Genomic DNA, 25,325 nt, shown 5'->3' on the forward strand with positions numbered 1-25,325 from the left:
AAACAAATTTGACAGAATACGGAGGTGAAGAAAATGTCAGGAGAAGTTCTCTCCCAAAATGAAATAGACGCACTGCTTTCCGCCATTTCCACGGGTGAGGCGGATGCGGAAGAGCTGAAAAAGGAAGTTAAAGAGAAAAAAGTAAAGGTATATGATTTTAAACGGGCTCTCAGATTCTCGAAAGATCAGATACGCAGTTTAACCCGGATACATGATAACTTTGCGAGGCTTCTCACAACACACTTTTCCGCCAAGCTCAGAACGTATATTCATATATCCGTCAGCTCAGTTGACCAGGTGCCGTATGAAGAATTTATCCGTTCCATACCGAACATGACGATTTTAAATTTATTCGATGTTCATCCGATGGAAGGCAGAATCATGATGGAGGTTAATCCCACCATCGCATACGCAATGCTTGACCGCGTCATGGGAGGCATCGGCATCACTCATAACAAAGCTGACAGCCTTACGGAAATTGAAACGAATATTATTTCTAACTTATTTGAAAATGCACTGGGCAACTACAAAGAAGCTTGGCAATCGATTGCTGATATTGACCCTGAAATGACTGAATTTGAAGTGAATCCTCAGTTTGTACAGATGGTTTCCCCAAATGAAACAGTCGTTGTCATTTCTCTCAATACACAGATAGGTGAAATCAGCGGTGTCATTAATCTTTGTATTCCCCATGTCGTACTTGAGCCGATTATCCCTAAGCTTTCCGTACATTATTGGATGCAATCAGACCGGAATGAAGCGAAGCCCGAAGAAACGAAGTTGCTTGAAAAGCGCATCATGACGGCTCAAATTCCCGTTGTGGCTCTCTTGGGCGCTTCTGAACTGACAATAGAAGAATTTTTAAGTTTGGAAGTCGGGGACTGTATAACTCTGGACAAATCAGTGACTGATCCTCTTACTGTATTGGTCGGAAACAAACCGAAGTTTTTAGGGCAGGCCGGCCGGGTGAATCGAAGACAGGCAGTGCAAATTTTAGATCACGACATAAGAGGTGAACAAGATGAACAATAGATTATCTCAAGATGAAATCGATGCTCTTCTTAACGGCACAAACAGTCAATCAGAGGATACAGAACAGTCTCAAGGGGCGAACTTGTCTGAACTTGAGCGAGATGCGATCGGAGAAATCGGGAATATTTCGTTCGGCAGCTCGGCTACGGCGCTGTCCACTCTTTTAAATCAAAAAGTGGACATTACGACGCCGAGTGTGACCGTCATTTCAAAAAGCAAAATCAGTGATGAATTTCCTCATCCGTATGTTGCCATTGAAGTGAACTACACAGAAGGCTTTGACGGCAGCAATTTGCTCGTCGTCGAACAAAGCGACGCGGCCATCATCGCGGATTTGATGATCGGAGGGGACGGCCGGGGCGCCGATCCGTCACTCGGTGAAATCCACCTGAGCGCCGTGCAGGAAGCAATGAATCAAATGATGGGCTCGGCTGCTACGTCAATGTCGACCGTGTTCAGTAAAAAGATTGACATTTCTCCGCCAAGGGTTGAACTTCTGGATGTGACGGAAGAAAAAGGGACCGACAGAATACCTGAGGATGACCTGCTCGTAAAAGTGTCATTCCGTCTGAAAGTCGGCGAATTAATCGATTCGAGTATCATGCAGCTTTATCCGATTACGTTTGCGAAAGATCTGATCGCAGACCTGATGACTGCAGACCAGCATGAGTCAGAGGCCGCAGAAACCGTATCAGAACCTCAGCAAACATACGAAACGCCGCAGCCGGAACCTGCCATGCAGCCGGAGCCGCAGGCAAAACCCGAGCTTCCGAAGAGACAGGGAACCGCAAAAAAAGCTGCTCCTGTTCAAGTCGCTCCGGTAGAATTCCAGGCGTTTGATCATAACGAAGCGGCGCAAGGATCAAGGAATAACCTTGATATGCTGATGGATATTCCGCTTTCCGTTACGGTTGAGCTCGGCAGAACGAAGAGAAGCGTCAAAGAAATCCTTGAACTTTCTGCGGGAAGCATTATTGAGCTTGACAAGCTGGCTGGTGAACCTGTTGACATCCTGGTCAACCAGCGGATCGTGGCAAAGGGCGAGGTCGTTGTCATAGAAGAAAACTTCGGCGTGAGAGTCACTGATATTTTAAGTCAGGCAGACCGCCTTAACAATTTAAAATAAGCGAACATAGAGGAGAGAAACAGATTATGGCACACAGAATTTTAATTGTAGACGATGCAGCATTTATGAGAATGATGATCAAGGATATTTTAGTGAAGAACGGTTTTGACGTTGTAGCTGAAGCTTCAGACGGAGCGCAGGCAGTCGAAAAATTCAAAGAGCATTCCCCCGACCTTGTGACAATGGATATTACAATGCCTGAAATGGACGGGATTACAGCTTTAAAGGAAATTAAACAAATCGATCCGCAGGCGAAAATCATCATGTGTTCGGCTATGGGCCAGCAGTCAATGGTTATTGACGCGATTCAAGCCGGCGCAAAAGACTTTATCGTGAAACCGTTCCAAGCGGACCGCGTGCTTGAAGCCATTAATAAAACATTAAGCTAAAGGGTGTACGACTGTTGAAAAAGAGTCATGGTTTACTAGCTTTGATTTGTTGTTTCGTTTTACTCAATGTACATCCGTTCCCTGCTTTTGCGGCGGAGTCTGACAATTCCACCGTCAACGAATGGTTTGACAAACAATCAACAAACAAAACAGAGAAAAAAAGCGATACATCGAAACAAACGGCTGATCAAGAGATAGGGGATGCTTCTGCATCTTCTGTCTCCGCTTTTGATTTTGTAAAGATGATTGGGGCGTTATTATTCGTCATTCTGCTGATCTATGGATTTGTCAAACTGATGAATAGAAGAAACCGTCTGCTGAAGCCGTTTCAATATGTAGAAAATATCGGCGGAACGTCAGTCGGCCAAAACCGTTCCGTGCAGCTGATTAAAGTGGGAAACAGCGTTCTCGTAGTCGGTGTGGGCGAAACAATACAGCTTTTAAAAGAAATTGAAGATGAAAAAGAGCGCGAGGCGATTCTGAGCCAATACGAAGAGTCGATGTCTTCAAAAGTGGAATGGACCAAGCTCGTAAATCCGCGTAAGGATGGAGAAAAAAAGCCGCAAACGATGCTTCCGTCGTTTTCAAAAGCGCTGAAAGAACAGCTGAACGAGCTGAAACAAAGCCGTTCTGAAGGAAAGAAGAAAGGCCCTTATCATCATGAATGAATTCATTAATCTTTTTAATTCAAACAGTCCGACCGAAGTCAGCTCCACTGTTAAATTACTGCTGCTTTTGACTGTCTTTTCAGTGGCGCCGGGGATTCTGATTTTGATGACCTGCTTTACCAGAATCGTCATCGTCTTGTCTTTTGTAAGAACCTCACTGGCGACGCAGAACATGCCTCCCAACCAGGTTTTAATCGGCCTTGCGCTGTTCTTGACGTTTTTTATTATGGCGCCGACTTTTTCAGAGATTAATAAGGAAGCCTTAACGCCGCTGATGGACAACAAAATCAGTCTCGATGAAGCATATACAAAAGCCGAGAAGCCGATTAAAGAGTATATGAGCAAGCATACAAGGCAGAAGGATCTGGCGCTGTTTATGAACTATGCCAAAATGAAAAAACCTGAATCGATTCAGGATATTCCTTTGACGACGATGGTGCCCGCTTATGCGATATCAGAACTCAAAACCGCTTTTCAAATGGGCTTTATGATTTTTATTCCGTTTTTAATTATCGATATGGTCGTGGCGAGCGTCTTAATGTCAATGGGAATGATGATGCTACCGCCGGTTATGATCTCTCTGCCCTTTAAAATATTGCTTTTCGTTTTGGTCGATGGATGGTATTTAATCGTGAAATCTTTGCTTGACAGCTTTTAGGGTAGGTGCTAATTGTGAGTTCAGAATTTGTAATTTCCATGGCGGAAAAAGCCGTATATGTAACACTAATGATCAGCGGGCCGCTGCTTGCGATCGCGCTGATCGTCGGTTTGCTCGTCAGTATCTTTCAAGCGACAACTCAAATCCAGGAACAGACGCTTGCGTTCATTCCGAAAATCGTGGCGGTGATGCTTGGACTGATCTTTTTCGGTCCTTGGATGCTGTCGACGATTCTTTCGTTCACAACTGATCTGTTCTCTCATCTGAACCGATTTGCAGGGTAGAATCAAATGAATTCCATCATTGATTTATTTCCCGCTTTTTTATTGGTCTTTATCAGAATCTCTGCTTTTTTTGTAACGGTGCCGGTGTTCGGACATCGGAATCTGCCGGCGGTTCACCGAATCGGCTTTGCTTTTTTTCTTTCGGTGATCTGCTTCAGCACGCTGAAACATGCGCCGGAAATAGAAATAGGGGAACAGTATATGCTGCTTGTCATAAAAGAGGCCGTTGTGGGCTTGAGCCTTGGGCTGATTGCTTTCATGATGATGACAGCCATTCAGATAGCGGGTTCCTTTATTGATTTTCAGATGGGCTTTTCCATCGCCAATGTGATTGATCCGCAATCAGGAACGCAAAGTCCGCTGATCGGACAATTCGTTTATACGCTGGCGCTGTTATTTATGCTCAGCGTAAACGCCCATTATCTTTTATTGGACGGGATTTATTACAGCTTTCAGTATATCCCGCTTGATCAGGCATTTCCGTCGTTTGGAAATGATCACTTTGGACTTTTTATCGCAAAAAGCTTCAATGCCATGTTTATTATCGCTTTTCAAATGTCTGCGCCGGTTGTGGCCAGTCTGTTTTTAGTTGATTTGGCGCTCGGTATCGTGGCGAGAACGGTGCCGCAGCTGAATGTTTTCGTTGTCGGGCTTCCTCTGAAAATAGCCGTGAGCTTTATTATGCTGATCGTTTGTATGGCGGTGATGTTTGTCGTTGTCCGCAACATCTTCAGCCTTACCGTTGAAACCATGCGGAATCTATTGGCATTGGTCGGTGTGACATGATGAGACTCAGACTGAATCTGCAATTCTTTGCCGGTGAAAAAACGGAGAAAGCCACTCCGAAAAAACGGAAGGATACAAGAAAGAAAGGACAGGTCGCGAAAAGTGCGGATGTGAATACAGCCGTTTCTTTACTGATTATCTTTCTTTCGCTGATCGCGCTCGGTCCTTATATGCGGGACAGGCTGCTGTCCTTTATTAAAACGTTTTATACGAAATCGATAACATTACATCTGTCAGCATCTGCCGTGCATGAACTGTTCGTGGATACGGTGAAAGATATCAGCCTTATCCTCGCGCCGGTTATGCTGGTCGCACTTGTGGCAGGTGTCGTGAGCAATTACATGCAGGTGGGTTTTCTGTTTTCTGCGGAAGTCCTCAAGCCTGACTTGAATAAGCTCAGCCCGCTGAAAGGATTTAAGCGGATTTACAGCATGAGGGCGATTGTTGAACTGGTCAAATCCATTTTGAAGATTACCGTGGTCGGTTTTGCCGCCTTTATGGTGCTCTGGCTTCATTATGGCGATATTCTCCGCCTTCCGCTTTTAACGCCTGCGGAAGTGCTCACTTTCGTTTCCAAGCTCACGCTTTGGATGGGGCTTGCGGGATCAGGGGCTTTAATGCTGCTGGCCGGGCTTGATTATTTATATCAGCGTTTTGACTATGAGAAAAATATCAGAATGTCAAAGCAGGATATAAAAGATGAATACAAAAAATCGGAGGGTGATCCGATTATCAAGTCCAAAATTAAGCAGAAGCAGCGGGAAATGGCGATGAGGCGGATGATGCAGGAAGTGCCGAAAGCGGATGTCATCATTACCAACCCGACCCATTATGCGATAGCTTTAAAATATGATGAAAAGAAAATGGACGCCCCTTACATTGTTGCCAAAGGGGTCGACCATCTCGCATTAAAAATCAGGCAGATCGCCAAAGAACACGATGTCATGACGATTGAAAACAGACCGCTCGCGCGTGCGTTATATGATCAGGTTGACATTGACCAGGCCGTGCCGGAAGAGTTTTTCAAAGTCATTGCGGAAATTTTGGCTTATGTATATAAAACGAAACAAAAAGTATAGTGAATTTCAGATTCAAAAGGAGAGAAAAACAGCATGTCAACAAGAGATTTATCGGTTTTAATAAGTGTTGTCCTCATTGTGGCAATGCTGGTGATTCCATTCCCTCCATGGTTGTTAAGTATTTTGATCATCATTAATATCTCTCTTGCGTTGATCGTGCTTCTCACCACAATGAATATGCAAGAACCGCTGCAATTCTCGATATTCCCGTCATTACTGCTGTTATTGACGCTGTTTCGGCTTGCGCTCAATGTGTCGACGACACGTTCGATTCTTTCTCACGGAGAAGGGGGAAAGGTTGTTGAGACATTCGGGAATTTCGTTGTCGGCGGAAATGTGCTGGTAGGGCTTGTTGTCTTCATTATCTTGATTATTATTCAGTTTATCGTCATTACAAAAGGCGCCGAGCGGGTATCGGAAGTGGCGGCGAGATTTACGCTCGATGCGATGCCCGGAAAGCAAATGAGTATTGACGCGGATTTAAATGCCGGCATGATTACGGAGCAGGATGCAAAGCACAGACGTGAAAAAGTCGGCCGGGAAGCGGATTTTTACGGCGCCATGGACGGTGCGAGCAAATTCGTCAAAGGGGATGCCATCGCGGGTATCATCATCGTGATGATCAATATTATTTTCGGAATCGTAATCGGCATGCTGCAGCAGGGGATGAGCATACAAGAAGCCGCTTCTCACTTTACAATGCTGACGGTCGGTGACGGTATCGTTTCTCAAATGCCGGCCTTGCTCATTTCAACGGCTACAGGGATTGTCGTGACGAGAGCGGCATCTGAAGGAAACCTCGGTCATGATATTACAGGCCAGCTGTTTGCTTATCCGAAGCTCTTATATGTAGCCGCGGGAACTGTACTTTTGCTCGGTCTTCTTACACCGATCGGCATTCTGCTGACGGGGCCGATCGCCGGTCTGCTTGCATTCGGCGCTTATACGCTGTCCAAAACGGATAAGCCGAGCGAAGAAGAGGAAGAAATTCTTGAAGAAGAGGCTCAGGCGGATGAACTGAAAAGCCCGGAAAGCGTTGTGCAGCTTTTACATATTGATCCGATTGAATTTGAGTTCGGATACGGACTCGTGCCGCTTGCAGACGCGGGGCAGGGCGGTGATCTTCTTGACCGCATCGTCATGATCAGACGTCAGCTTGCGCTTGAATTGGGACTTGTTATTCCGGTTGTGCGCATCAGGGATAACATCGCGCTCCAGCCGAATGAATACAGATTGAAAATTAAAGGCAATGAAGTCGCTAAAGGAGAGCTCCTGCTGGATCATTACTTAGCGATGTCACCGACGCCTGAAGATGACGTCATTGAAGGAATTGAAACGATTGAACCGTCGTTCGGACTTCCCGCAAAATGGATCAGCGAAGCTGCAAAAGATGAAGCGGACATGCTGGGGTATACAGTTGTTGATCCGGCGTCAGTCGTATCTACGCATATTACAGAAAAAATTAAGCAGCATGCCCATGAACTGGTCGGCAGACAGGAAACAAAGCAGCTGATCGATCATCTGAAGGAAAATTATCCTGTGCTTGTTGAGGAAGTCACGCCAAACCCTCTTTCTGTCGGCGATATTCAAAAGGTGCTTGCCAAATTGCTGAGAGAAAAAGTTTCAATCAGAAACTTGGTGACCATTTTTGAAACTCTTGCCGATTACGGGAGATTAACGACAGATTCAGATCTTTTGACAGAATACGCGAGACAGTCGCTTGCCAAACAAATCACGGCACAATATGCGAGAGAGCATGAAACGCTGAAGGTCATCACATGCTCAGGCCGGGTGGAAAAAGCGATTGCAGACGGGGTTCAGCAGACTGAACAGGGCAATTACCTGTCACTCGACCCTGAGGTTTCAGACAGCATCATCCGTTCTGTCGCTAAAGAAGCCGAGCAGCTTTCCATCCGTCAGGAGTCGGCGATTCTTCTTTGCTCGCCTGCTGTCAGAATGTATGTAAAACAGCTGTTAGAACGGTATTTCCCTGATCTTCCGGTTCTTTCTTATAATGAGCTGGAAGCAAATGTTGAAGTACAGAGCATTGGAGTGGTGGATATTTAATGAAAATAAAAAAATTTACAGCCGCTTCAATGCAGGATGCCGCGAAGCAAATCAAAAAGGAACTCGGCAATGATGCCGTTATTTTACATTCCAAACAAGTAAAGAAACGAAAATGGCTGGGGCTGCGGTCGCAGCAGGCCGTCGAAGTGATAGCGGTTTTAGATCGTGACGTCAGGGAAGCGAGAAAAACGCCGCCGGCTGCCGCTGAAGAAATGAAAAAGACGGAAACGGCGGAGAAAGCTGAGCCTGTTCAGCCGCCGCGTCTTCCGGATCAAAGCATTTCCGGCGAACTGGCGCATTTTAAAGAAGTGCTCCCTGAACCATTAAAAAAAGCCGAGAGACTATTGAAGCAAGCCGGGCTTCCTGATCATACGCAAAACGCCGTACTCAGTGAATTGCTCCGTTCTTCAATTGTTTCCGGAGATTTAACTGAAGATAATGTCAGCTCAAAACTGCAGGATTTGTTAGTGAAAAAACTCCCTTCGGCAGACAGGTGGCAGGAAGGGATTCAATCAAAATACGTCGTGCTTTTCGGTTCAACCGGGGCCGGCAAAACGACTACACTTGCGAAACTCGCGGCCTCATCAATGCTGACAGAGCATAAAAAAATTGCCTTTATGACGACGGATACTTACCGGATTGCCGCGGTCGAGCAGCTGAAGACATATGCGGAGCTGCTTCAGGCTCCTCTTGAAGTATGCTATTCAAAGGAAGAATGTCTGAAGGCACTGGAAAAATTCGCTGAATATGACCACGTTTTCATTGATACAGCCGGTAGAAACTTTAAAGAAGAGCAGTATATTACGGAATTACAAGAGATGATTCCGTTTGAATCAGGCTTACAATCCTTTCTCGTATTATCGGCATCTGCAAAATATGAAGATATGAAACAGGTGCTGAAACAGTTTTCAGGTGTGCCGGTCAATCAATTCATTTTCACGAAAACGGATGAAACCGCCTCACTCGGCTCCGTGTTTCAAGTGCTGTCGGAATCAAGAATCGGCGCCGCCTATTTGACAAATGGACAGGATGTGCCTGAAGACATCCTATCGGCTTCACCAAAAGAGTTTGTAAGGATGCTTTTGACATGAAACCCGATCAGGCAGAGTCATTAAGAAAGAAAATGAGAGAGCGGCAAATGATCAAGCCGGAGCTTTATGAGAAAAAAGCGAAGACATTAGCCGTCATCAGCGGTAAAGGCGGCGTCGGAAAATCTAATTTAACATTAAACATGGCAGTTGCCCTGCAGGAAAAAGGAAAAAAAGCACTCATCATTGATCTTGACATCGGAATGGGCAACATTGATGTGCTGATCGGCGCTGCTTCTTCCCGCACCATTATTGATGTGATGGAGAATCGGCACGCGTTGGCGCAATCACTTTCCTCCGGTCCGAAAGGCCTTCGCTACATATCCGGCGGAACGGGGCTTGAGGCGATCTATCAAGCAGACGGAGAGAAGTGGACGGCTTTTATGAATGGTCTTTCCGCTGTATTAAGCGATTTTGATTACGTTCTGTTTGATATGGGAGCGGGACTTTCAAAAGAACAGCTGCCGTTTATTTTATCGGCGGAAGACATTCTCGCCGTGACAACGCCTGAGCCGACGGCCATTATGGATGCCTACAGCGCGATCAAACATCTTTTGCTCGCGGATGAACGGCTGACCGTAAACATTGCCGTCAATCGCGCCCGCGCCCAAAAACAGGCGCTGGACACGTACAACCGCCTTTCTCATGCGATTCACACGTTTTTAGGCGCAGGGGTGCGTTTCGCCGGCTCCATACCCGATGACCCGCTAGTAAGTCAAGCCGTCATTGATCAGGTGCCTTTTTTAATAAAAAGTCCTCAAGCAAAAGCCAGCAGGTCCGTCCGTCTTCTGACGGATGTCTTGTTTCAAACGGAAGAAAACAAACCAAGAGAAGAGAAACCGGCATTTATTGAGAGATTATCTTCTTTTTTATTGAGGAGGACTTTACAGTGATTCGTGTGCTTGTCGTTGATGACTCAGCTTTTATGAGAAAGATGATTACCGATTTTCTGGCTGCGGAAGTGCAGATAGAAGTCATCGGGACAGCCAGAAACGGGGAAGAGGCGCTGAAGAAAATAGAGCTTCTTAAACCGGATGTTGTCACGCTTGATATTGAAATGCCGGTCATGAACGGAACGGATACATTGCGGAAGATCATCAGCATATATAAACTTCCCGTAATCATGGTATCGAGCCAGACACAGCAAGGGAAGGACCGAACGATCAACTGTCTGGAAATGGGCGCTTTTGATTTTATCACCAAGCCTTCCGGAGCGATTTCACTTGATCTTTATAAAATTAAAGAGCAGCTGATTGAGAGGGTGATTGCAGCCGGGCTGTCCCGCGCACAAAAACCTGAGGCGGCAGTGAAAGAGTCTTCTATCCCGGAACGTCCGGCTTTGGCGGGATTTGAAAGACCGAAAGCAAAATCCGCCAAGCAGGCCGTATTCATCGCGACCTCTACAGGCGGACCGCGGGCTCTGCAAAAGGTGATTCCGAAACTGCCGAAGGATTTAAAGGCGCCTGTATTTGTCGTTCAGCACATGCCTGAAGGCTTCACCGCTTCACTTGCAGACAGACTCAACCATTTGTCAGATATTCAGGTCAAAGAAGCGGAAAACGGTGAAGAAGCGAAAGACGGATGGGTGTACATCGCGCCCGGCGGAAAAAATATGACGGTTGCAGAGGAAGGCGGAAGGCTCCGCATCATTCTTGACGTTCATGATACGGAAAGCCGGCATAAACCGTCAGCCGATTATTTGTTTCGGTCGGCAAGCCGCTTATCCGATTACGAAAAGGTGGCCGTCATTATGACAGGCATGGGCAGCGACGGAACCGAGGGCGTAAAAGAAATGCTCAGAACAGGCGGCGTTAAAACGATTGCGGAATCGGACGAATCCTGTGTTGTGTTCGGAATGCCGAAGTCAGCGATAAAGGCGGGCCTCATTCATGAGATTAAACATGTGGAAGATATCGCGGCATCCATCACCGGATGTGTGAAAAAAGAGAGGGTGTGAATCAATTGGATATGAATCAATATTTAGATGTCTTTATTGATGAAAGTAAAGAGCACTTACAGACATGTAACGAAAAGCTGCTGCTGTTGGAAAAAGATCCGGCAGACCTTCAGCTTGTGCATGACATCTTCAGAGCTGCCCATACGCTGAAAGGCATGAGCGCAACGATGGGATATACAGATCTGGCGCATTTAACCCACCTGATGGAAAATGTGCTGGACGCTATCCGCAATGGAGAAATGCCCGTTACATCGGATTGGCTGGACGTGCTGTTTGAAGCGCTTGATCATCTTGAAGAGATGGTGCAGTCCATTATTGACGGTGGAGACGGCAAACGTGATATTTCTGAAGTGAGTGCGAAGCTCGACGTAAATGCGGTGCATGAGACTGCGGCTTCAGCCGAAACAGCAGAACCGCCGGCTTCAAAACAACAGGCTTCAACTGAATGGAATTATGATGAGTTCGAACGGACTGTTATTGAAGAGGCGGAAGAGCAAGGATTCAGCCGCTATGAAATAACGGTTTCCTTGAATGAAAGCTGTATGCTCAAAGCCGTGCGCGTGTACATGATATTTGAAAAGCTGAATGAAGCCGGGGAAGTCGCAAAAACGATACCCGCCGCGGAAGTGCTTGAGACGGAAGATTTCGGAACGGATTTTCAGGTGTGTTTCTTGACAAAGCAGCCTGCTGAAGAAATTAAAGAACTCATCAGCGGCATTTCGGAAGTGGAGAATGTCGAAATTTCTGCCGGTGCGCCGTTAAAAACGGCCGAAAAACCGCAAGCGGCTGAACCGGTGAAGGAAGCTCCGGTTAAAAAGGCTGAGAAACAGCCTAAGCCGCAAGCGAAAACGGAAGAACAGCCGAAGCATCACAGCGGCTCGAAAACGATTCGCGTCAACATTGAAAGACTGGATTCTTCAATGAACCTTTTTGAAGAACTTGTCATCGACCGCGGACGTCTTGAGCAGATCGCCAAGGAGCTTGACCACAATGAGCTGACTGAAACCGTTGAACGCCTGACCAGAATCTCGGGCGACCTTCAGTCTATTATTCTTAATATGCGGATGGTGCCGGTAGAAACCGTCTTTAATCGTTTCCCGAGAATGATCCGCCAGCTTCAAAAGGAATTAAACAAGAAGATCGAATTGTCCATCATCGGAGCTGAAACGGAGCTGGACCGCACGGTGATTGATGAAATCGGCGATCCGCTTGTCCATTTAATCAGAAACAGCATCGATCACGGCATTGAATCGCCTGAAGTGCGGGTGAATAAAGGAAAACCGGAATCTGGCCATGTCGTGCTTAAGGCATATCACAGCGGCAACCACGTCTTTATTGAGGTTGAAGATGACGGGGCCGGCCTGAACAGAAAGAAAATTCTTGAAAAAGCGCTCGAGCGGAGTGTAATCACCGAACGTGATGCTGAAACGCTTGAAGATAATGAGATTTACGAGCTTATTTTTGCTCCGGGCTTCTCGACTGCCGATCAAATTTCTGACATTTCAGGGCGGGGCGTCGGCCTGGATGTCGTAAAAAATAAACTCGAATCACTCGGCGGCTCTGTCAGTGTCAAATCCGCGGAAGGCCAAGGTTCTCTTTTCAGTATCCAGCTTCCGCTGACACTTTCAATTATATCCGTTCTTCTCATAAAACTGGAAGAAGAGACGTTTGCGATACCGATTTCTTCTATTATAGAGACGGCTGTTATTGATAAGAAAGATATCCTGCAGACGCATGACAGAGAAGTGATTGATTTCAGAGGCCAAATCGTTCCGATCGTCTATCTGAAAAAAGAATTCGGCATTACGGATTCAAAACAGGATGCCGATCAGTTCCATGTAATCGTTGTGAAAAAGGGCGATAAATCCACTGCTTTTGTCGTGGACTCTTTTATCGGACAGCAGGAAGTCGTACTGAAATCACTCGGCGACTATTTAACGAACGTCTTTGCGATTTCCGGCGCTACGATTCTCGGAAACGGAGAAGTGGCGCTGATTATTGATTGCAATGCGCTGATCTACTAAAACGACACGAGGAGGTGCCCGCATGACTGCTGAAATCAAAACAGGTGAAAAAATGATTGTGTTTATGATAAACGGGAAAGAATACGCTATCTCAGTTTCCCAGGTGAAATCAATTGAAAAGTGGCAAAAGCCGACGAGGGTCCCGGGTGTGGAATCTTATATCCGCGGCGTTATCAATCTGCGCGGAGTGATTACCCCGGTTCTTGATTTAAGAAAACGTCTGAATCAGCCTGAACAGGACATCACAGAAGAGACTCGGATTATCATCATTTCTTACCGTGACGCTGATGTCGGATGGGTCGTGGATGAGGCCAATGACGTCATCACCGTGCATGAAAATGAAATCGAATCCGCGCCTGAAAGCCAGACAAAGGAAACGGATGTGTGGATTAAACAGATCGTTAAGCAAGATAACAGGCTCCTCAATATTATCGATGCGCATGCGGTGCTGGATAAAGGTGCTTCGGCATCTGCGTCCGGAGAGCCTAATGCTTAAAGGGGAAAAGACAACATGAGTAAGTTTGAAGCGATCAAAGAAGAGCAGATGGATATTTTGCGGGAAGTCGGAAATATCGGGGCGGGTCACTCGGCTTCTGCAATGGCTCAGCTGCTGAACAGAAAGATAGACATGGAAGTGCCGTTTGCGACTTTATTGACATTTGATGAGCTCGCTGATTTTTTCGGCGGGGCTGAAACGCCGGTCGCCAGTATCTTTTTAAGAATGGAAGGCGACATGACCGGCTCTATCTTTCTCATCATGCCTTTCCATCAGGCGGAACAGTTTATCAGAGAGCTGATCGGAAATCCGGATTTTGATATTGACCAGTTGGGCGAAGATCATTTGAGTTCTTCTGCTTTACATGAGTTCGGCAATATTTTAGCAGGTTCCTATTTAACGGCATTGGCTGATTTGACAAAACTTGAGATTTACCCGAGCGTGCCGGAAATCTCACTTGATATGTTCGGCGCGGTTATCAGTGAAGGGCTGATGGAGCTCAGCCAAGTCGGAGAGCATGCCATTGTCGTGGATACTTCTATTTTTGACCAGGGCAGCCGGCAGGAGCTCAAAGCTCACATGTTTATGCTCCCGGACTATGATTCTTTTGAAAAGCTCTTCATCTCATTGGGTGCGGCTTTATGAGCCGTGCGGAAGCCGCAGTCGTTAAAGTGGGGATTGCGGATGTTCAAGTCGCGCGTTACCCGGATAAAATCCGAACCTCGGGACTCGGTTCATGCGTAGGGCTGGTTTTATACGATAAAGACAAACAAACGGCAGGACTCGTTCACGTCATGCTGCCGGACTCCGGTTTATCAAAAACTGCGGAGCTCAACCGTGCAAAATACGCGGACACCGCCGTTAAGATGACGATTGATATGCTTTTGAAAGCCGGCTGCCGCAAGTTTGCCCTGAAGGCAAAGCTCGCCGGGGGAGCGGAGATGTTTAAGTTTAAAATGACGAACGACCTGATGAAAATCGGTCCGAGGAATGTAGCGGCCATCAAAGAGCAGCTTTCATTGTATAACATTCCGGTCATCAGTGAAGATACGGGCGGCTCAAGCGGCCGGACGATTGAATTTGAGCCAAAGTCCTGCATGCTGCACATTCGAACTGTTAAACAAGGTGAAACAACGATTTAATAAAGGTATGAGGTAGGGGGATAACAATGCAATCCTTGAATTATGAAGATCAGGTGCTTTGGTCGCGCTGGAAAGAGTGGAAAGATCCTAAAGCCGGTGATGATTTAATGCGCCGTTACATGCCGCTGGTCACATATCATGTCGGCAGAATTTCCGTCGGACTGCCGAAATCGGTGCATAAAGACGATCTAATGAGCCTTGGTATGCTTGGTTTATATGATGCCCTGGAAAAATTTGACCCCGGCCGGGATTTAAAATTTGATACCTATGCCTCGTTTAGAATTCGCGGTGCAATCATCGACGGGCTGCGTAAAGAAGATTGGCTGCCCAGAACTTCACGGGAGAAGACAAAAAAAGTCGAAGCGGCGATCGAAAAACTTGAACAGCGCTACCTTCGGAATGTGACGCCTTCAGAGATCGCAGAAGAGCTGGGGATGACGGAGCAGGACGTAGTATCAACGATGAATGAAGGGTTTTTTGCCAATCTCTTATCCATTGATGAAAAGCTTCACGACCAGGATGACGGTGAGAATATTCAAGTGATGATCAGAGATGACAAAAATGTGCCGCCGGAAGAAAAAATCATGAAGGACGAGCTGATCGCTCAGCTTGCGGGCAAAATTCACGAGCTCTCTGAAAAAGAGCAGCTTGTCGTCAGTTTATTCTATAAAGAAGAACTGACTTTGACCGAAATCGGACAAGTCCTGAACCTTTCGACGTCGCGGATTTCACAGATTCATTCAAAGGCGCTGTTTAAATTAAAGCACCTGCTTGAAAAAGTAATTCAATAATGAACTCATGGTTAGCGAGTGAAAAACATGTCAACACTATTATGGCTTTTAAGCTTTGTGCTTCACGGCGTACTGCTTTATGCCGTCATTATTCTGTACACGAGGTTTTCAGCCCTCAAAGAGACGGAGCGCCAGCAGAAGAAGATTCTTGAAGAGACGGAAAACACCCTTGCAGCGTTTCTGCTTGAGCTGAAAGAAGAAAATGAAAGACTCGAAGACGCAAAAAGCCGTCAAGCGCCGGACGCAGAAGACGCCGAACCCCGGCCGGAACCGAAAGAAGAGCCTGATATTCCGGACCACATGGAAAAGCTTATCAGTGCAACGGAACGGGCTGAAAGTGACGAAAACAGGGGCGCGCATTCGTTTGAAGAACGTGTTTCAGAATTATATGAACAAGGGCTCACCCCCGCGGAAATCGCCAAACGGATGCAGAGCGGAAAGACAGAAATCGAGCTGTTTTTAAAATTTCGCGGCAAAGCTGTAAAGGATTCTTGATTGTCGCATAAAGCTGTGTTATATTATGTCTTGGTGTTAAATACACACGCTTAACGATTTATGCAGAGGGTGCTGCAAACGGCAGTTCTGCACAAAAATGACCTAAGCGGAGGAAAAAAACCATTTTATTAGGAGGAAATCACATGTCAGTTATTTCTATGAAACAATTGCTTGAAGCTGGTGTTCACTTCGGCCACCAAACACGCCGCTGGAACCCAAAAATGAAGCGTTACATTTTCACGGAGCGTAACGGAATCTACATCATTGACCTTCAAAAAACAGTGAAAAAAGTAGAGGAAGCTTACAACTTCACGAAAAACCTTGCTGCTGAAGGCGGAAAAATCCTTTTCGTCGGCACAAAAAAACAAGCTCAGGATTCTGTTAAAGAAGAAGCTGTACGCTCTGGCATGTACTATGTCAACCAACGCTGGTTGGGCGGTACACTGACAAACTTCGAAACAATCCAAAAACGCATTAAGCGTCTGAAAGACATCGAGAAAATGCAAGAAAACGGTACATTTGAAGTACTTCCGAAAAAAGAAGTTGTTCAATTGAAAAAAGAATTAGAGCGTCTTGAAAAATTCCTCGGCGGAATTAAAGACATGAAGGATCTTCCTGATGCATTATTCATCATCGATCCTCGCAAAGAGCGCATCGCTGTTGCGGAAGCTCACAAATTGAACATTCCTATCATCGGAATCGTAGATACAAACTGTGATCCTGATGAAATTGATGTCGTAATCCCTGCAAACGATGACGCAATCCGCGCTGTCAAACTTCTTACTTCTAAAATGGCAGATGCTATTCTTGAAGCGAAGCAAGGCGAAGAAGAAGCGGAAGCTGCTGAAGAGACTGCACCTGAAACAGAAACGACAACTGCGTAACCTAATCAAAAGGTGATAAGAGGGACTGCCTTTTATCACCTTTTTTCAAGAAAAATGTATCTATACATATCTTGTTTACACATATAAGGAGGAATTCAAATGGCTATTACTGCACAGCAGGTAAAAGAACTGCGTCAAAAAACAGGCGCTGGTATGATGGACTGTAAAAAAGCATTGACTGAAACTGACGGAGATATGGACAAAGCAATCGACCTTCTGAGAGAAAAAGGAATTGCGAAAGCGGCTAAAAAAGCTGACCGTATCGCTGCTGAAGGTTCTACTCTTATTAAAACTGACGGCAACAAAGGCGTTATCTTAGAAGTAAACTCTGAAACTGATTTCGTTGCGAAAAACGAAGGCTTCAAAGAGCTTCTGAACACGCTTGCTGACCACCTTCTTGCAAACGCTCCTGCTGATCTTGAAGAAGCGATGGGTCAAAAGATGGAAAACGGTTCTACTGTTGAAGAATACATCACAAGCAACGTTGCTAAAATCGGAGAGAAAATCACTCTTCGCCGTTTTGCTGTTATTTCAAAAGAAGACAGCGAAGCGTTCGGTGCTTACCTTCACATGGGAGGTCGCATCGGCGTATTATCCGTTCTTAGCGGAACAACTGACGAGGATCTTGCAAAAGACATCGCGATGCATGTTGCAGCGGTAAATCCTCGTTACATTTCCCGCGACCAAGTGTCTGAAGAAGAAGCAAACCATGAGCGTCAGATTCTGACTCAGCAAGCTCTTCAAGAAGGCAAACCGGAAAACATCGTAGCTAAAATGGTTGAAGGCCGTCTGAACAAATTCTTCGAAGAAATTTGCTTATTAGACCAAGCTTTCGTTAAAAACCCAGACGAAAAAGTGAAACAAGTTGTGGCTGCGAAAAACGCATCTGTTAAAACTTACGTCCGCTACGAAGTTGGAGAAGGTATTGAAAAACGCCAAGAAAACTTTGCTGAAGAAGTTATGAACCAAGTGAAAAAATAATGGCGGAAAGCCTTGGCGAATCTTTCGCGGCTTTTCAGGCAGTATAGGGGACACTACTTGTGTTCCCTATTTTTAAAACTATATTTACAAACCTTTTTTTCTCTTGCATAATAGGAAACGGCAATGTTTACACTTGGAGGTTATTATGGAAAAACCAAAATACAATCGTATCGTTTTAAAGCTTAGCGGAGAAGCATTGGCAGGAGAGCAGGGAAACGGCATTAATCCGACTGTCATCCAATCCATCGCTAAACAGGTAAAAGAAATCGCTGAGCTTGACGTCGAAGTGGCCGTAGTCGTAGGCGGCGGCAACTTATGGCGCGGAAAAACGGGCAGTGACTTAGGAATGGACCGTGCGACGGCCGATTATATGGGCATGCTTGCTACTGTCATGAACTCACTTGCCCTGCAGGACAGCCTGGAAACGCTCGGAATTCAGTCCAGAGTGCAGACATCAATTGAAATGCGTCAGGTCGCTGAGCCTTACATCAGAAGAAAAGCCATCCGCCACCTGGAGAAAAAACGCGTTGTTATTTTTGCCGCGGGAACAGGAAACCCTTATTTCTCTACGGACACAACCGCAGCGCTGCGTGCCGCTGAAATCGAAGCGGACGTGATCTTAATGGCGAAAAATAATGTCGACGGTGTGTATAATGCTGATCCGAGAAAAGATGAGTCAGCCGTTAAATACGAAAAATTATCTTATCTCGATGTGTTAAAAGACGGGCTGGAAGTCATGGATTCTACGGCTTCTTCACTATGTATGGATAATGATATTCCGCTGATCGTCTTTTCTATTATGGAAGAAGGAAATATTAAGCGTGCCGTAATCGGCGAATCAATCGGAACGATCGTAAGGGGGAAATAACGTTGTCAAACGAAGTATTAACACAAACAAAAGAACGCATGGAAAAAGCGGTTGCCGCTTATTCACGCGAATTGGCGTCAGTCCGCGCAGGACGTGCCAACCCATCTCTATTGGATAAAGTGACAGTAGAATACTACGGTGCCCAAACACCTTTAAACCAGCTGTCTTCCATCAATGTGCCTGAAGCGCGTATGCTTGTTGTCACACCGTATGACAAAACGGCAATCGGCGATATTGAAAAAGCGATCCTGAAAGCTGATCTTGGCGTAACGCCGACAAGTGACGGCACAATTATCCGCATCGCGATCCCGGCTCTGACGGAAGAAAGACGTAAAGAACTTGTCAAAGTCGTGAAAAAATACGCGGAAGAAGCGAAAGTAGCAGTCCGTAATGTCCGCCGTGACAGCAACGATGACCTCAAAAAACTTGAGAAAAACGGAGACATTACAGAAGACGAGCTTCGTGCTTCCAGTGAAGACGTTCAAAAGCTGACAGATGAATATGTGTCAAAAATTGACAGTGTCACAAAGGACAAAGAAAAAGAAATCATGGAAGTTTAATGAAAAACTATGTACAATAGATAATGTGAAAAGACCCTCTCATGTTTACAGGGGGTTTTTTTGTTAATACTGTTGATTACATTGATCATCAGCAACGCAACCTTTTTGGGTGACGGAGGAATCTCATGCTCAACATACTCAAAAATTGGAAGAATCAGCAGAATGCGGCTTCCAACTTAGAACGGTATACAAAAGAAGACATACTGAAGGGTGAAATTCCCGCACACATTGCCATTATTATGGACGGAAACGGACGCTGGGCGAAGAAGCGCTCACTCCCTCGGATTGCAGGACATCATGAAGGAATGAAAGTGGTAAAAAGGGTGACAAAGCTCGCAAGTCAGCTCGGCGTTAAAGTTCTGACTCTTTATGCGTTTTCAACGGAGAACTGGAAGCGCCCGAAGATGGAAGTCGACTTTTTGATGAAGCTTCCGGAAGAGTTCCTGAATACGTATCTTCCTGAATTAATAGAGGAAAATGTACAGGTGAAAATTATCGGAGATGAATCCGCGCTCCCTTCTCATACGTACAGGGCGATTGAGAAGGCCGTAAAAGATACAGAACAAAATGACGGGCTGATTCTCAATTTCGCTTTGAACTACGGCGGACGCACGGAAATCGTCAATGCGGCAAAAGCCCTGGCTGAACAGGTGAAAAGCGGCACGCTGAATATCGAAGACATTGATGAAGCGCTCTTTTCCGGGCATTTAATGACAGAATCACTCCAGGACCCGGAGCTGCTCATCAGAACGAGCGGAGAAATCAGATTGAGCAACTTTATGCTTTGGCAGGTGGCTTACAGTGAATTTGTTTTTACAGATGTCCTGTGGCCCGATTTTAAAGAAGATCACTTTCTGCAGGCAGTGGGAGAATTTCAGCAGCGGGGCCGGAGGTTTGGCGGAATTTAGAGGATGGTGGAAATGAAACAAAGATTGTTAACAGGTGTTCTGGCAGCGGCACTATTTTTATTTTTGGTTATTTTCGGAGGATTGCCGTTCACCGTATTTGTTTACGTGATGGGAAGTATAGCGCTTTTTGAGCTTTTGCGGATGAAAAAGCTCAGATTTTTTTCTTTTCCGGGTCTGATCAGCCTCTTGTTGTTATGGCTGTATATGATGCCGGACAAGTATCATTTTTTTGATGCGAAAATGGAAGTAACGATTTTCGCTGTATTGATTCTGCTCAGCTATACGGTGCTCGTGAAAAACACCTTTACGTTTGACGAAGTCGGGTTTATCGTTCTCGCGACGGTATATATCGGACTGTGTTTTCATTATTTTATTGAAATCAGAAACATTGAAACAAACGGGCTTTTGTATATCTTTTATGCCTGCGTTGTCATATGGTCAACGGACTCAGGCGCGTATTTCGTCGGAAAGTCGCTCGGGAAGCGGAAGCTGTGGCCCGAAATCAGTCCCAACAAAACAGTGGAAGGGTTTCTCGGCGGTATTGTCATCGCCCTTATTTTTACGGCTGTTTTTCAGCTGTTTGCGCACCTTCCGATTTCATACCCGGTTCTTTTGGTCATCACGCTTGTTCTGTCTGTGTTCGGACAGATCGGGGATTTGGTTGAATCAGCGCTTAAGCGGCACTATGATGTGAAGGATTCGGGGAAAATCCTTCCCGGGCACGGCGGCATTTTAGATCGATTTGACAGCTTTTTGTTTGTCATGCCGTTCTTATACTTTCTGCTTGCGCTTTTTTCATGAGAAAGGCTAATATGAAAATAAGACCGATCTGGACGCATAGAATGGGAGTGGCATTTTGAAGAATATTTGTCTTTTAGGAGCAACAGGATCAATAGGGGAGCAGACGTTAGACGTATTGCGCATGCATCAAGATCAGTTCCGTCTCGTCTCGATGACTTTCGGTAAAAACGCCGAGAAAGCGATCCCGTTGATCAGAACGTTTCAGCCGAAATATGTAGCAGTCGGCGACATGGATACATACCAAAAAGTGAAAGAAGCGTCTTTTTCTCATGAATGTCAAATCGGCATCGGAGAAGAAGGCCTGATTGAAGCGGCAGTCATGGACGAAGTGGATATCGTGGTCAATGCGCTGCTTGGAAGCGTCGGTTTAATCCCGACTTTGAAAGCGATTGAACAGAAAAAAGCAATTGCGCTTGCAAATAAGGAAACTCTCGTCACTGCCGGGCATATAGTGAAAGGACACGCAAAACGATACGGTGTTCCTCTTCTTCCGGTCGACAGCGAACATTCCGCTATTTTTCAAGCGTTGCAAGGCGAACAGAGCAAAAATATCGAGCGCCTGATCATTACGGCATCCGGCGGCAGTTTCAGAGATAAAACGCGGCAGGAGCTTGAGTCTGTAACGATTGCCGACGCCCTTAACCACCCGAACTGGTCGATGGGCGCAAAAATTACGATTGATTCGGCTACAATGATGAATAAAGGACTTGAAGTCATTGAGGCGCATTGGCTGTTTGACATTCCGTATGAACAGATTGACGTTGTATTACATAAGGAGAGCATCATTCATTCGATGGTTGAATTTCACGACAGAAGCGTCATCGCCCAGCTCGGAAATCCGGACATGAGGGTGCCGATTCAATATGCGCTGACATATCCGGACCGGCTGCCTCTGCCTGAAACAAAAAGGCTTGAATTATGGGAGATCGGAAGCCTCCATTTTGCGAAAGCTGACTTTGAAAGGTTCCGCTGCTTACAATTTGCCTTTGAATCAGGTAAAATAGGGGGAACAATGCCGACGGTTTTAAATGCGGCCAACGAAGAAGCCGTTGCCGCTTTTCTTGCCGGACGGATTTCATTCTTATCGATTGAGGACCTGATTGAAAAAGCATTGGACCGCCACAGCGTAATTCAGGATCCGAGTCTTGCGGATATCCAAGAAGTGGACAAAGACACCCGGGGATACGTTAATTCAATACTCACATAAGGTGGTATGTTCGTGAATACAGTTATCGCGTTTATTATTATTTTCGGAACGCTCGTTTTTTTCCATGAGCTGGGGCATTTATTGCTCGCCCAAAGAGCGGGAATCCTTTGCCGTGAATTTGCGATCGGCTTCGGCCCTAAAATCTTTTCATTTAAAAAGAATGAAACCGTGTATACGATCAGACTCCTTCCGGTCGGCGGGTTCGTCCGCATGGCCGGTGAAGACCCGGAGATGATCGAAGTCAAACCCGGTTATACTGTCGGGCTTCTTTTTAATAAAGATGACGAAGTGGAAAAAGTCATCATTAATCAAAAGGAAAAATATCCCGACGCTTTAATTATCGAGGTGGAGACGGCTGATCTTGAGCACGAAATGAAGATTACCGGGTACGAGCAGGGGAAAGAAGATGAACTGGCGGGCTTTACTGTCAGTCAGACCTCCTTTTTTATCGTAGACGGAGAAGAAGTGCAGATTGCGCCTTACAATCGACAATTCGGGTCTAAACCCGTATGGAAGCGGATTAAAGCGATTGCTGCCGGTCCGATAATGAACTTCATCTTAGCGTATGTCATTCTCGTCATGCTTGGATTCATTCAAGGCGTGCCTTCGAATCAGCCTGAGCTCGGGAAGCTGACAGACAATGGACGCGCAGCGGCTGCCGGTTTAAAAGAAGGCGACTATATCCAGAGCATTAACGGTGAAAAAATGAGGTCATGGACAGACATCGTGACAGCGGTAAAAGAAAATCCCGGAAAAAAAATCGATGTCGCCGTCAAACGGGATGGCAAATCGTTTCATATCTCGGTTACACCTGAAGCTGTAAAAGATGAAAATAAAAAAACAATCGGCCGCTTCGGCTCTTATGCGCCGACTGAAAAAGGCGCGCTTGCAGCGATCGCCTACGGCGCGACATCTACCGTTGATGTCACAAAAGCGATTCTGACCAATCTGAGCAAACTTGTGACAGGCCAGTTTAAGCTTGATATGCTTTCGGGTCCTGTCGGCATTTATGATATGACGGATCAAGTTGCAAAAACCGGTATTATCAACCTATTCCAGTTTGCGGCGTTTTTAAGCATCAACCTGGGAATTGTCAACCTGCTGCCGATACCGGCGCTTGACGGCGGGCGGCTGCTGTTTTTATTCATTGAAGCAATCCGCGGCAAGCCGATAAACCGTGACAAGGAAGCATTTGTCGTATTTATCGGCGTAGCTTTCTTAATGCTTCTTATGCTGGTTGTCACATGGAACGATATCCAGCGTTTATTCTTATAATTGACTAGTAAAAAATCAGAGGTGCGAAGACATGAGACAAAGTTTGACGCTTATTCCGACCCTGAGAGAAGTGCCGGCTGATGCTGAAGCAAAAAGCCATAAGCTTCTGCTGAGAGCGGGATTTATCAGACAAAATACGAGCGGGGTTTACAGTTACATGCCCCTGGCTTACAGGGTTATTCAAAACATTCAGAAGATCGTGCGTGAAGAAATGGAAAAAATCAACGCGGTGGAAATGCTGATGCCGGCCCTTCAGCAGGCTGAAACATGGCAGGAATCAGGCAGGTGGTATACGTACGGGCCTGAATTAATGCGTTTGAAAGACCGCCACGGCCGTGAATTTGCTTTAGGCGCGACACATGAAGAAGTCATTACTTCTCTCGTGCGCGATGAGGTGAAATCTTATAAGCGTCTGCCGCTCACTCTTTACCAGATCCAGTCTAAATTCAGAGATGAAAAACGCCCGCGTTTCGGGTTATTGCGCGGACGCGAATTCATCATGAAAGATGCGTATTCTTTCCATGCTTCTGAAGAAAGTCTGGAGGAAACATACCAAAACATGTACGGCGCATACAGCAGCATTTTCGCACGCTGTGAATTAAACGTCCGTCCCGTTATTGCCGACTCGGGCGCGATGGGCGGAAAAGACACGCATGAATTTATGGCTCTTTCTGAAATAGGGGAAGATACCATCGCTTATTCCGATGGATCCTCTTACGCAGCCAATACGGAAATGGCGGAAGTTGTCATGAACAGCGAGCCGTCAGATGAAACACCCGAGGCATTGGAGAAAATTGATACGCCGAATGTCAAAAGCATTGAAGAGCTTGCTTCGTTCTTGCAGATCGAGCCGAGCGCCTGCATCAAATCAATGCTGTTTAAAGCGGATGACCGATTTGTTCTCGTGTTAGTAAGAGGCGATCATGAGGTCAATGACGTGAAAGTGAAAAACCTTCTGAACGCGGAAGTGGTTGAACTTGCGTCTCATGAAGAAGTAGCAGAGAAACTTGGCACGGAGCCGGGATTTGCGGGGCCGATCGGCGCTGCCGGCGACATTGAGATTTATGCCGACCAAGCCGTAAAAGTAATGGTAAACGCCGTTAGCGGTGCGAATGAAAAAGACCGTCATTACCGAAACGTAAACATCGAACGTGACGCGTCAGTAAAAGCATATGCCGATCTTCGAATCATTCAGGAAGGCGATCCGTCACCTGACGGAAAAGGCACGATCCGTTTCGCTGAAGGGATTGAGGTCGGACAAGTCTTTAAACTCGGCACGCGTTACTCTGAAGCGATGAATGCGACATACCTTGATGAAAACGGGCGTGCGCAGCCGATGCTGATGGGATGTTACGGAATCGGCGTGTCCAGAACGCTTTCAGCCATCGCTGAACAGCATCACGACGAAAAAGGTTTGATCTGGCCGAAAAGCGTTGCTCCGTATGATCTTCATATTTTGGCGCTGAATATGAAAAACGAAGCGCAAAAAGAGCTTGCTGAACAGCTTTACGGCAAATTCCAGGCGGAAGGTTATGAGGTATTATACGATGACCGCGCTGAACGCGCAGGCGTGAAGTTTGCTGATTCTGATCTGATCGGCCTTCCGATCCGCATCACTGTCGGAAAACGTGCCGATGAAGGCATCGTAGAAGTGAAAATCCGCAAAACCGGTGAATCTGCCGAAGTTTCAGTGGATGAGCTTTCTGAATTTATCAAGACGAAGTAATCACCATAACGAATCATACAAAATCATGTTAAA

General features: G+C 46.1%; 27 protein-coding genes. All 27 read left to right on the forward strand.

Going from position 1 to position 25,325, the window contains the following annotated elements; translation table 11 throughout:
* The first annotated feature begins 33 nt into the window (after positions 1-33).
* The 27 genes from fliM (at position 34) to proS (ending at position 25,292) form a co-directional block, all read left to right on the forward strand.
* Positions 34-1,032, forward strand: a complete 999-nt coding sequence (fliM, locus tag BXO87_RS04525) for a flagellar motor switch protein FliM (protein ID WP_003154240.1) — start codon at positions 34-36, stop codon at positions 1,030-1,032.
* On the forward strand, positions 1,022-2,158 hold the full coding sequence (fliY, locus tag BXO87_RS04530; RefSeq protein WP_038458024.1) for a flagellar motor switch phosphatase FliY: 1,137 nt from the start codon (positions 1,022-1,024) through the stop codon (positions 2,156-2,158). Before fliM ends, fliY begins: the two co-directional genes overlap by 11 nt.
* A 26-nt stretch (positions 2,159-2,184) precedes the next feature.
* Positions 2,185-2,547, forward strand: a complete 363-nt coding sequence (gene cheY / locus BXO87_RS04535) for a chemotaxis protein CheY (RefSeq protein ID WP_003154238.1) — start codon at positions 2,185-2,187, stop codon at positions 2,545-2,547.
* Between the two features lie 14 nt (positions 2,548-2,561).
* Positions 2,562-3,215 (forward strand): flagella biosynthesis regulatory protein FliZ, encoded by a 654-nt coding sequence (gene fliZ, locus BXO87_RS04540; protein WP_003154237.1) that lies wholly within the window; start codon positions 2,562-2,564, stop codon positions 3,213-3,215.
* The gene (gene fliP / locus BXO87_RS04545; RefSeq protein WP_012117556.1) at positions 3,208-3,873 is read left to right on the forward strand and encodes a flagellar type III secretion system pore protein FliP; all 666 of its coding nucleotides are present in this window, start codon (positions 3,208-3,210) and stop codon (positions 3,871-3,873) included. Before fliZ ends, fliP begins: the two co-directional genes overlap by 8 nt.
* A 14-nt stretch (positions 3,874-3,887) precedes the next feature.
* Positions 3,888-4,157 (forward strand): flagellar biosynthesis protein FliQ, encoded by a 270-nt coding sequence (gene fliQ, locus BXO87_RS04550; protein WP_003154234.1) that lies wholly within the window; start codon positions 3,888-3,890, stop codon positions 4,155-4,157.
* Between the two features lie 6 nt (positions 4,158-4,163).
* Positions 4,164-4,943 (forward strand): flagellar biosynthetic protein FliR, encoded by a 780-nt coding sequence (gene fliR, locus BXO87_RS04555; RefSeq protein ID WP_003154233.1) that lies wholly within the window; start codon positions 4,164-4,166, stop codon positions 4,941-4,943.
* Complete coding sequence (flhB, locus tag BXO87_RS04560; protein ID WP_038458026.1) at positions 4,943-6,022, forward strand: flagellar biosynthesis protein FlhB; 1,080 nt, start codon at positions 4,943-4,945, stop codon at positions 6,020-6,022. Before fliR ends, flhB begins: the two co-directional genes overlap by 1 nt.
* 33 nt (positions 6,023-6,055) lie before the next feature.
* Positions 6,056-8,089, forward strand: a complete 2,034-nt coding sequence (flhA, locus tag BXO87_RS04565; protein WP_038458027.1) for a flagellar biosynthesis protein FlhA — start codon at positions 6,056-6,058, stop codon at positions 8,087-8,089.
* Complete coding sequence (gene flhF, locus BXO87_RS04570) at positions 8,089-9,180, forward strand: flagellar biosynthesis GTPase FlhF (protein WP_032874912.1); 1,092 nt, start codon at positions 8,089-8,091, stop codon at positions 9,178-9,180. Before flhA ends, flhF begins: the two co-directional genes overlap by 1 nt.
* Positions 9,177-10,070 (forward strand): MinD/ParA family protein, encoded by an 894-nt coding sequence (locus BXO87_RS04575; protein ID WP_038458030.1) that lies wholly within the window; start codon positions 9,177-9,179, stop codon positions 10,068-10,070. The genes flhF and BXO87_RS04575 overlap by 4 nt, the downstream gene beginning before the upstream one ends.
* Complete coding sequence (locus tag BXO87_RS04580) at positions 10,067-11,134, forward strand: protein-glutamate methylesterase/protein-glutamine glutaminase (RefSeq protein ID WP_007409791.1); 1,068 nt, start codon at positions 10,067-10,069, stop codon at positions 11,132-11,134. Before BXO87_RS04575 ends, BXO87_RS04580 begins: the two co-directional genes overlap by 4 nt.
* A gap of 5 nt (positions 11,135-11,139) precedes the next feature.
* A complete protein-coding gene (cheA, locus tag BXO87_RS04585) occupies positions 11,140-13,158 on the forward strand; it encodes a chemotaxis protein CheA (RefSeq protein WP_007409792.1) in 2,019 nt (672 codons plus the stop codon).
* Between the two features lie 22 nt (positions 13,159-13,180).
* Positions 13,181-13,654: a chemotaxis protein CheW gene (cheW, locus tag BXO87_RS04590; protein WP_003154225.1), complete on the forward strand. Its 474-nt coding sequence runs from the start codon at positions 13,181-13,183 to the stop codon at positions 13,652-13,654.
* Positions 13,655-13,669: 15 nt separating this feature from the next.
* Positions 13,670-14,299 carry a CheY-P phosphatase CheC gene (cheC, locus tag BXO87_RS04595; RefSeq protein WP_038458032.1) on the forward strand — a complete coding sequence of 210 codons (630 nt, stop codon included), beginning with the start codon at positions 13,670-13,672 and terminating at the stop codon, positions 14,297-14,299.
* Entirely contained in the window at positions 14,296-14,796 is a 501-nt protein-coding gene (gene cheD, locus BXO87_RS04600; protein ID WP_003154219.1) for a chemoreceptor glutamine deamidase CheD, read from the forward strand. Before cheC ends, cheD begins: the two co-directional genes overlap by 4 nt.
* A gap of 26 nt (positions 14,797-14,822) precedes the next feature.
* The gene (gene sigD / locus BXO87_RS04605; protein WP_003154217.1) at positions 14,823-15,587 is read left to right on the forward strand and encodes an RNA polymerase sigma-28 factor SigD; all 765 of its coding nucleotides are present in this window, start codon (positions 14,823-14,825) and stop codon (positions 15,585-15,587) included.
* Between the two features lie 27 nt (positions 15,588-15,614).
* A complete protein-coding gene (locus tag BXO87_RS04610; protein ID WP_007611451.1) occupies positions 15,615-16,082 on the forward strand; it encodes a DUF6115 domain-containing protein in 468 nt (155 codons plus the stop codon).
* A 143-nt stretch (positions 16,083-16,225) separates the two neighbouring features.
* The gene (gene rpsB, locus BXO87_RS04615) at positions 16,226-16,966 is read left to right on the forward strand and encodes a 30S ribosomal protein S2 (RefSeq protein ID WP_007611453.1); all 741 of its coding nucleotides are present in this window, start codon (positions 16,226-16,228) and stop codon (positions 16,964-16,966) included.
* A gap of 99 nt (positions 16,967-17,065) precedes the next feature.
* On the forward strand, positions 17,066-17,947 hold the full coding sequence (gene tsf / locus BXO87_RS04620; protein ID WP_007611455.1) for a translation elongation factor Ts: 882 nt from the start codon (positions 17,066-17,068) through the stop codon (positions 17,945-17,947).
* Between the two features lie 145 nt (positions 17,948-18,092).
* Positions 18,093-18,815: a UMP kinase gene (pyrH, locus tag BXO87_RS04625; protein WP_003154213.1), complete on the forward strand. Its 723-nt coding sequence runs from the start codon at positions 18,093-18,095 to the stop codon at positions 18,813-18,815.
* A 2-nt stretch (positions 18,816-18,817) separates the two neighbouring features.
* Positions 18,818-19,375: a ribosome recycling factor gene (frr, locus tag BXO87_RS04630; RefSeq protein WP_003154212.1), complete on the forward strand. Its 558-nt coding sequence runs from the start codon at positions 18,818-18,820 to the stop codon at positions 19,373-19,375.
* A 125-nt stretch (positions 19,376-19,500) separates the two neighbouring features.
* Positions 19,501-20,283 carry an isoprenyl transferase gene (locus BXO87_RS04635; protein WP_007409795.1) on the forward strand — a complete coding sequence of 261 codons (783 nt, stop codon included), beginning with the start codon at positions 19,501-19,503 and terminating at the stop codon, positions 20,281-20,283.
* A gap of 3 nt (positions 20,284-20,286) precedes the next feature.
* Positions 20,287-21,084, forward strand: a complete 798-nt coding sequence (locus BXO87_RS04640; RefSeq protein ID WP_007409796.1) for a phosphatidate cytidylyltransferase — start codon at positions 20,287-20,289, stop codon at positions 21,082-21,084.
* A 55-nt stretch (positions 21,085-21,139) separates the two neighbouring features.
* Entirely contained in the window at positions 21,140-22,291 is a 1,152-nt protein-coding gene (dxr, locus tag BXO87_RS04645) for a 1-deoxy-D-xylulose-5-phosphate reductoisomerase (protein ID WP_038458035.1), read from the forward strand.
* 6 nt (positions 22,292-22,297) lie between these two features.
* Positions 22,298-23,566, forward strand: coding sequence for an RIP metalloprotease RseP (rseP, locus tag BXO87_RS04650; protein WP_007611459.1), 1,269 nt, complete (start codon positions 22,298-22,300; stop codon positions 23,564-23,566).
* A gap of 31 nt (positions 23,567-23,597) precedes the next feature.
* A complete protein-coding gene (proS, locus tag BXO87_RS04655; RefSeq protein WP_007611460.1) occupies positions 23,598-25,292 on the forward strand; it encodes a proline--tRNA ligase in 1,695 nt (564 codons plus the stop codon).
* The last annotated feature ends 33 nt before the right edge of the window (positions 25,293-25,325 follow it).

It is taken from the genome of Bacillus sp. GZB (genome assembly GCF_001975995.1).
GTDB classification, from domain to species: domain Bacteria; phylum Bacillota; class Bacilli; order Bacillales; family Bacillaceae; genus Bacillus; species Bacillus velezensis.

Coding starts and splice junctions, on each gene's coding strand:
- flhF (WP_032874912.1), top strand. CDS start 8,089: ATGAAAATAAAAAAATTTACAGCCGCTTCAATGCAGGATGCCGCGAAG.
- fliP (WP_012117556.1), top strand. CDS start 3,208: ATGAATGAATTCATTAATCTTTTTAATTCAAACAGTCCGACCGAAGTC.
- BXO87_RS04635 (WP_007409795.1), top strand. CDS start 19,501: ATGCTCAACATACTCAAAAATTGGAAGAATCAGCAGAATGCGGCTTCC.
- pyrH (WP_003154213.1), top strand. CDS start 18,093: ATGGAAAAACCAAAATACAATCGTATCGTTTTAAAGCTTAGCGGAGAA.
- fliR (WP_003154233.1), top strand. CDS start 4,164: ATGAATTCCATCATTGATTTATTTCCCGCTTTTTTATTGGTCTTTATC.
- cheD (WP_003154219.1), top strand. CDS start 14,296: ATGAGCCGTGCGGAAGCCGCAGTCGTTAAAGTGGGGATTGCGGATGTT.
- fliY (WP_038458024.1), top strand. CDS start 1,022: ATGAACAATAGATTATCTCAAGATGAAATCGATGCTCTTCTTAACGGC.
- cheC (WP_038458032.1), top strand. CDS start 13,670: ATGAGTAAGTTTGAAGCGATCAAAGAAGAGCAGATGGATATTTTGCGG.
- sigD (WP_003154217.1), top strand. CDS start 14,823: ATGCAATCCTTGAATTATGAAGATCAGGTGCTTTGGTCGCGCTGGAAA.
- proS (WP_007611460.1), top strand. CDS start 23,598: ATGAGACAAAGTTTGACGCTTATTCCGACCCTGAGAGAAGTGCCGGCT.
- cheW (WP_003154225.1), top strand. CDS start 13,181: ATGACTGCTGAAATCAAAACAGGTGAAAAAATGATTGTGTTTATGATA.
- flhA (WP_038458027.1), top strand. CDS start 6,056: ATGTCAACAAGAGATTTATCGGTTTTAATAAGTGTTGTCCTCATTGTG.
- BXO87_RS04575 (WP_038458030.1), top strand. CDS start 9,177: ATGAAACCCGATCAGGCAGAGTCATTAAGAAAGAAAATGAGAGAGCGG.
- BXO87_RS04640 (WP_007409796.1), top strand. CDS start 20,287: ATGGTGGAAATGAAACAAAGATTGTTAACAGGTGTTCTGGCAGCGGCA.
- cheY (WP_003154238.1), top strand. CDS start 2,185: ATGGCACACAGAATTTTAATTGTAGACGATGCAGCATTTATGAGAATG.
- rpsB (WP_007611453.1), top strand. CDS start 16,226: ATGTCAGTTATTTCTATGAAACAATTGCTTGAAGCTGGTGTTCACTTC.
- rseP (WP_007611459.1), top strand. CDS start 22,298: ATGTTCGTGAATACAGTTATCGCGTTTATTATTATTTTCGGAACGCTC.
- tsf (WP_007611455.1), top strand. CDS start 17,066: ATGGCTATTACTGCACAGCAGGTAAAAGAACTGCGTCAAAAAACAGGC.
- flhB (WP_038458026.1), top strand. CDS start 4,943: ATGAGACTCAGACTGAATCTGCAATTCTTTGCCGGTGAAAAAACGGAG.
- fliM (WP_003154240.1), top strand. CDS start 34: ATGTCAGGAGAAGTTCTCTCCCAAAATGAAATAGACGCACTGCTTTCC.
- BXO87_RS04610 (WP_007611451.1), top strand. CDS start 15,615: ATGTCAACACTATTATGGCTTTTAAGCTTTGTGCTTCACGGCGTACTG.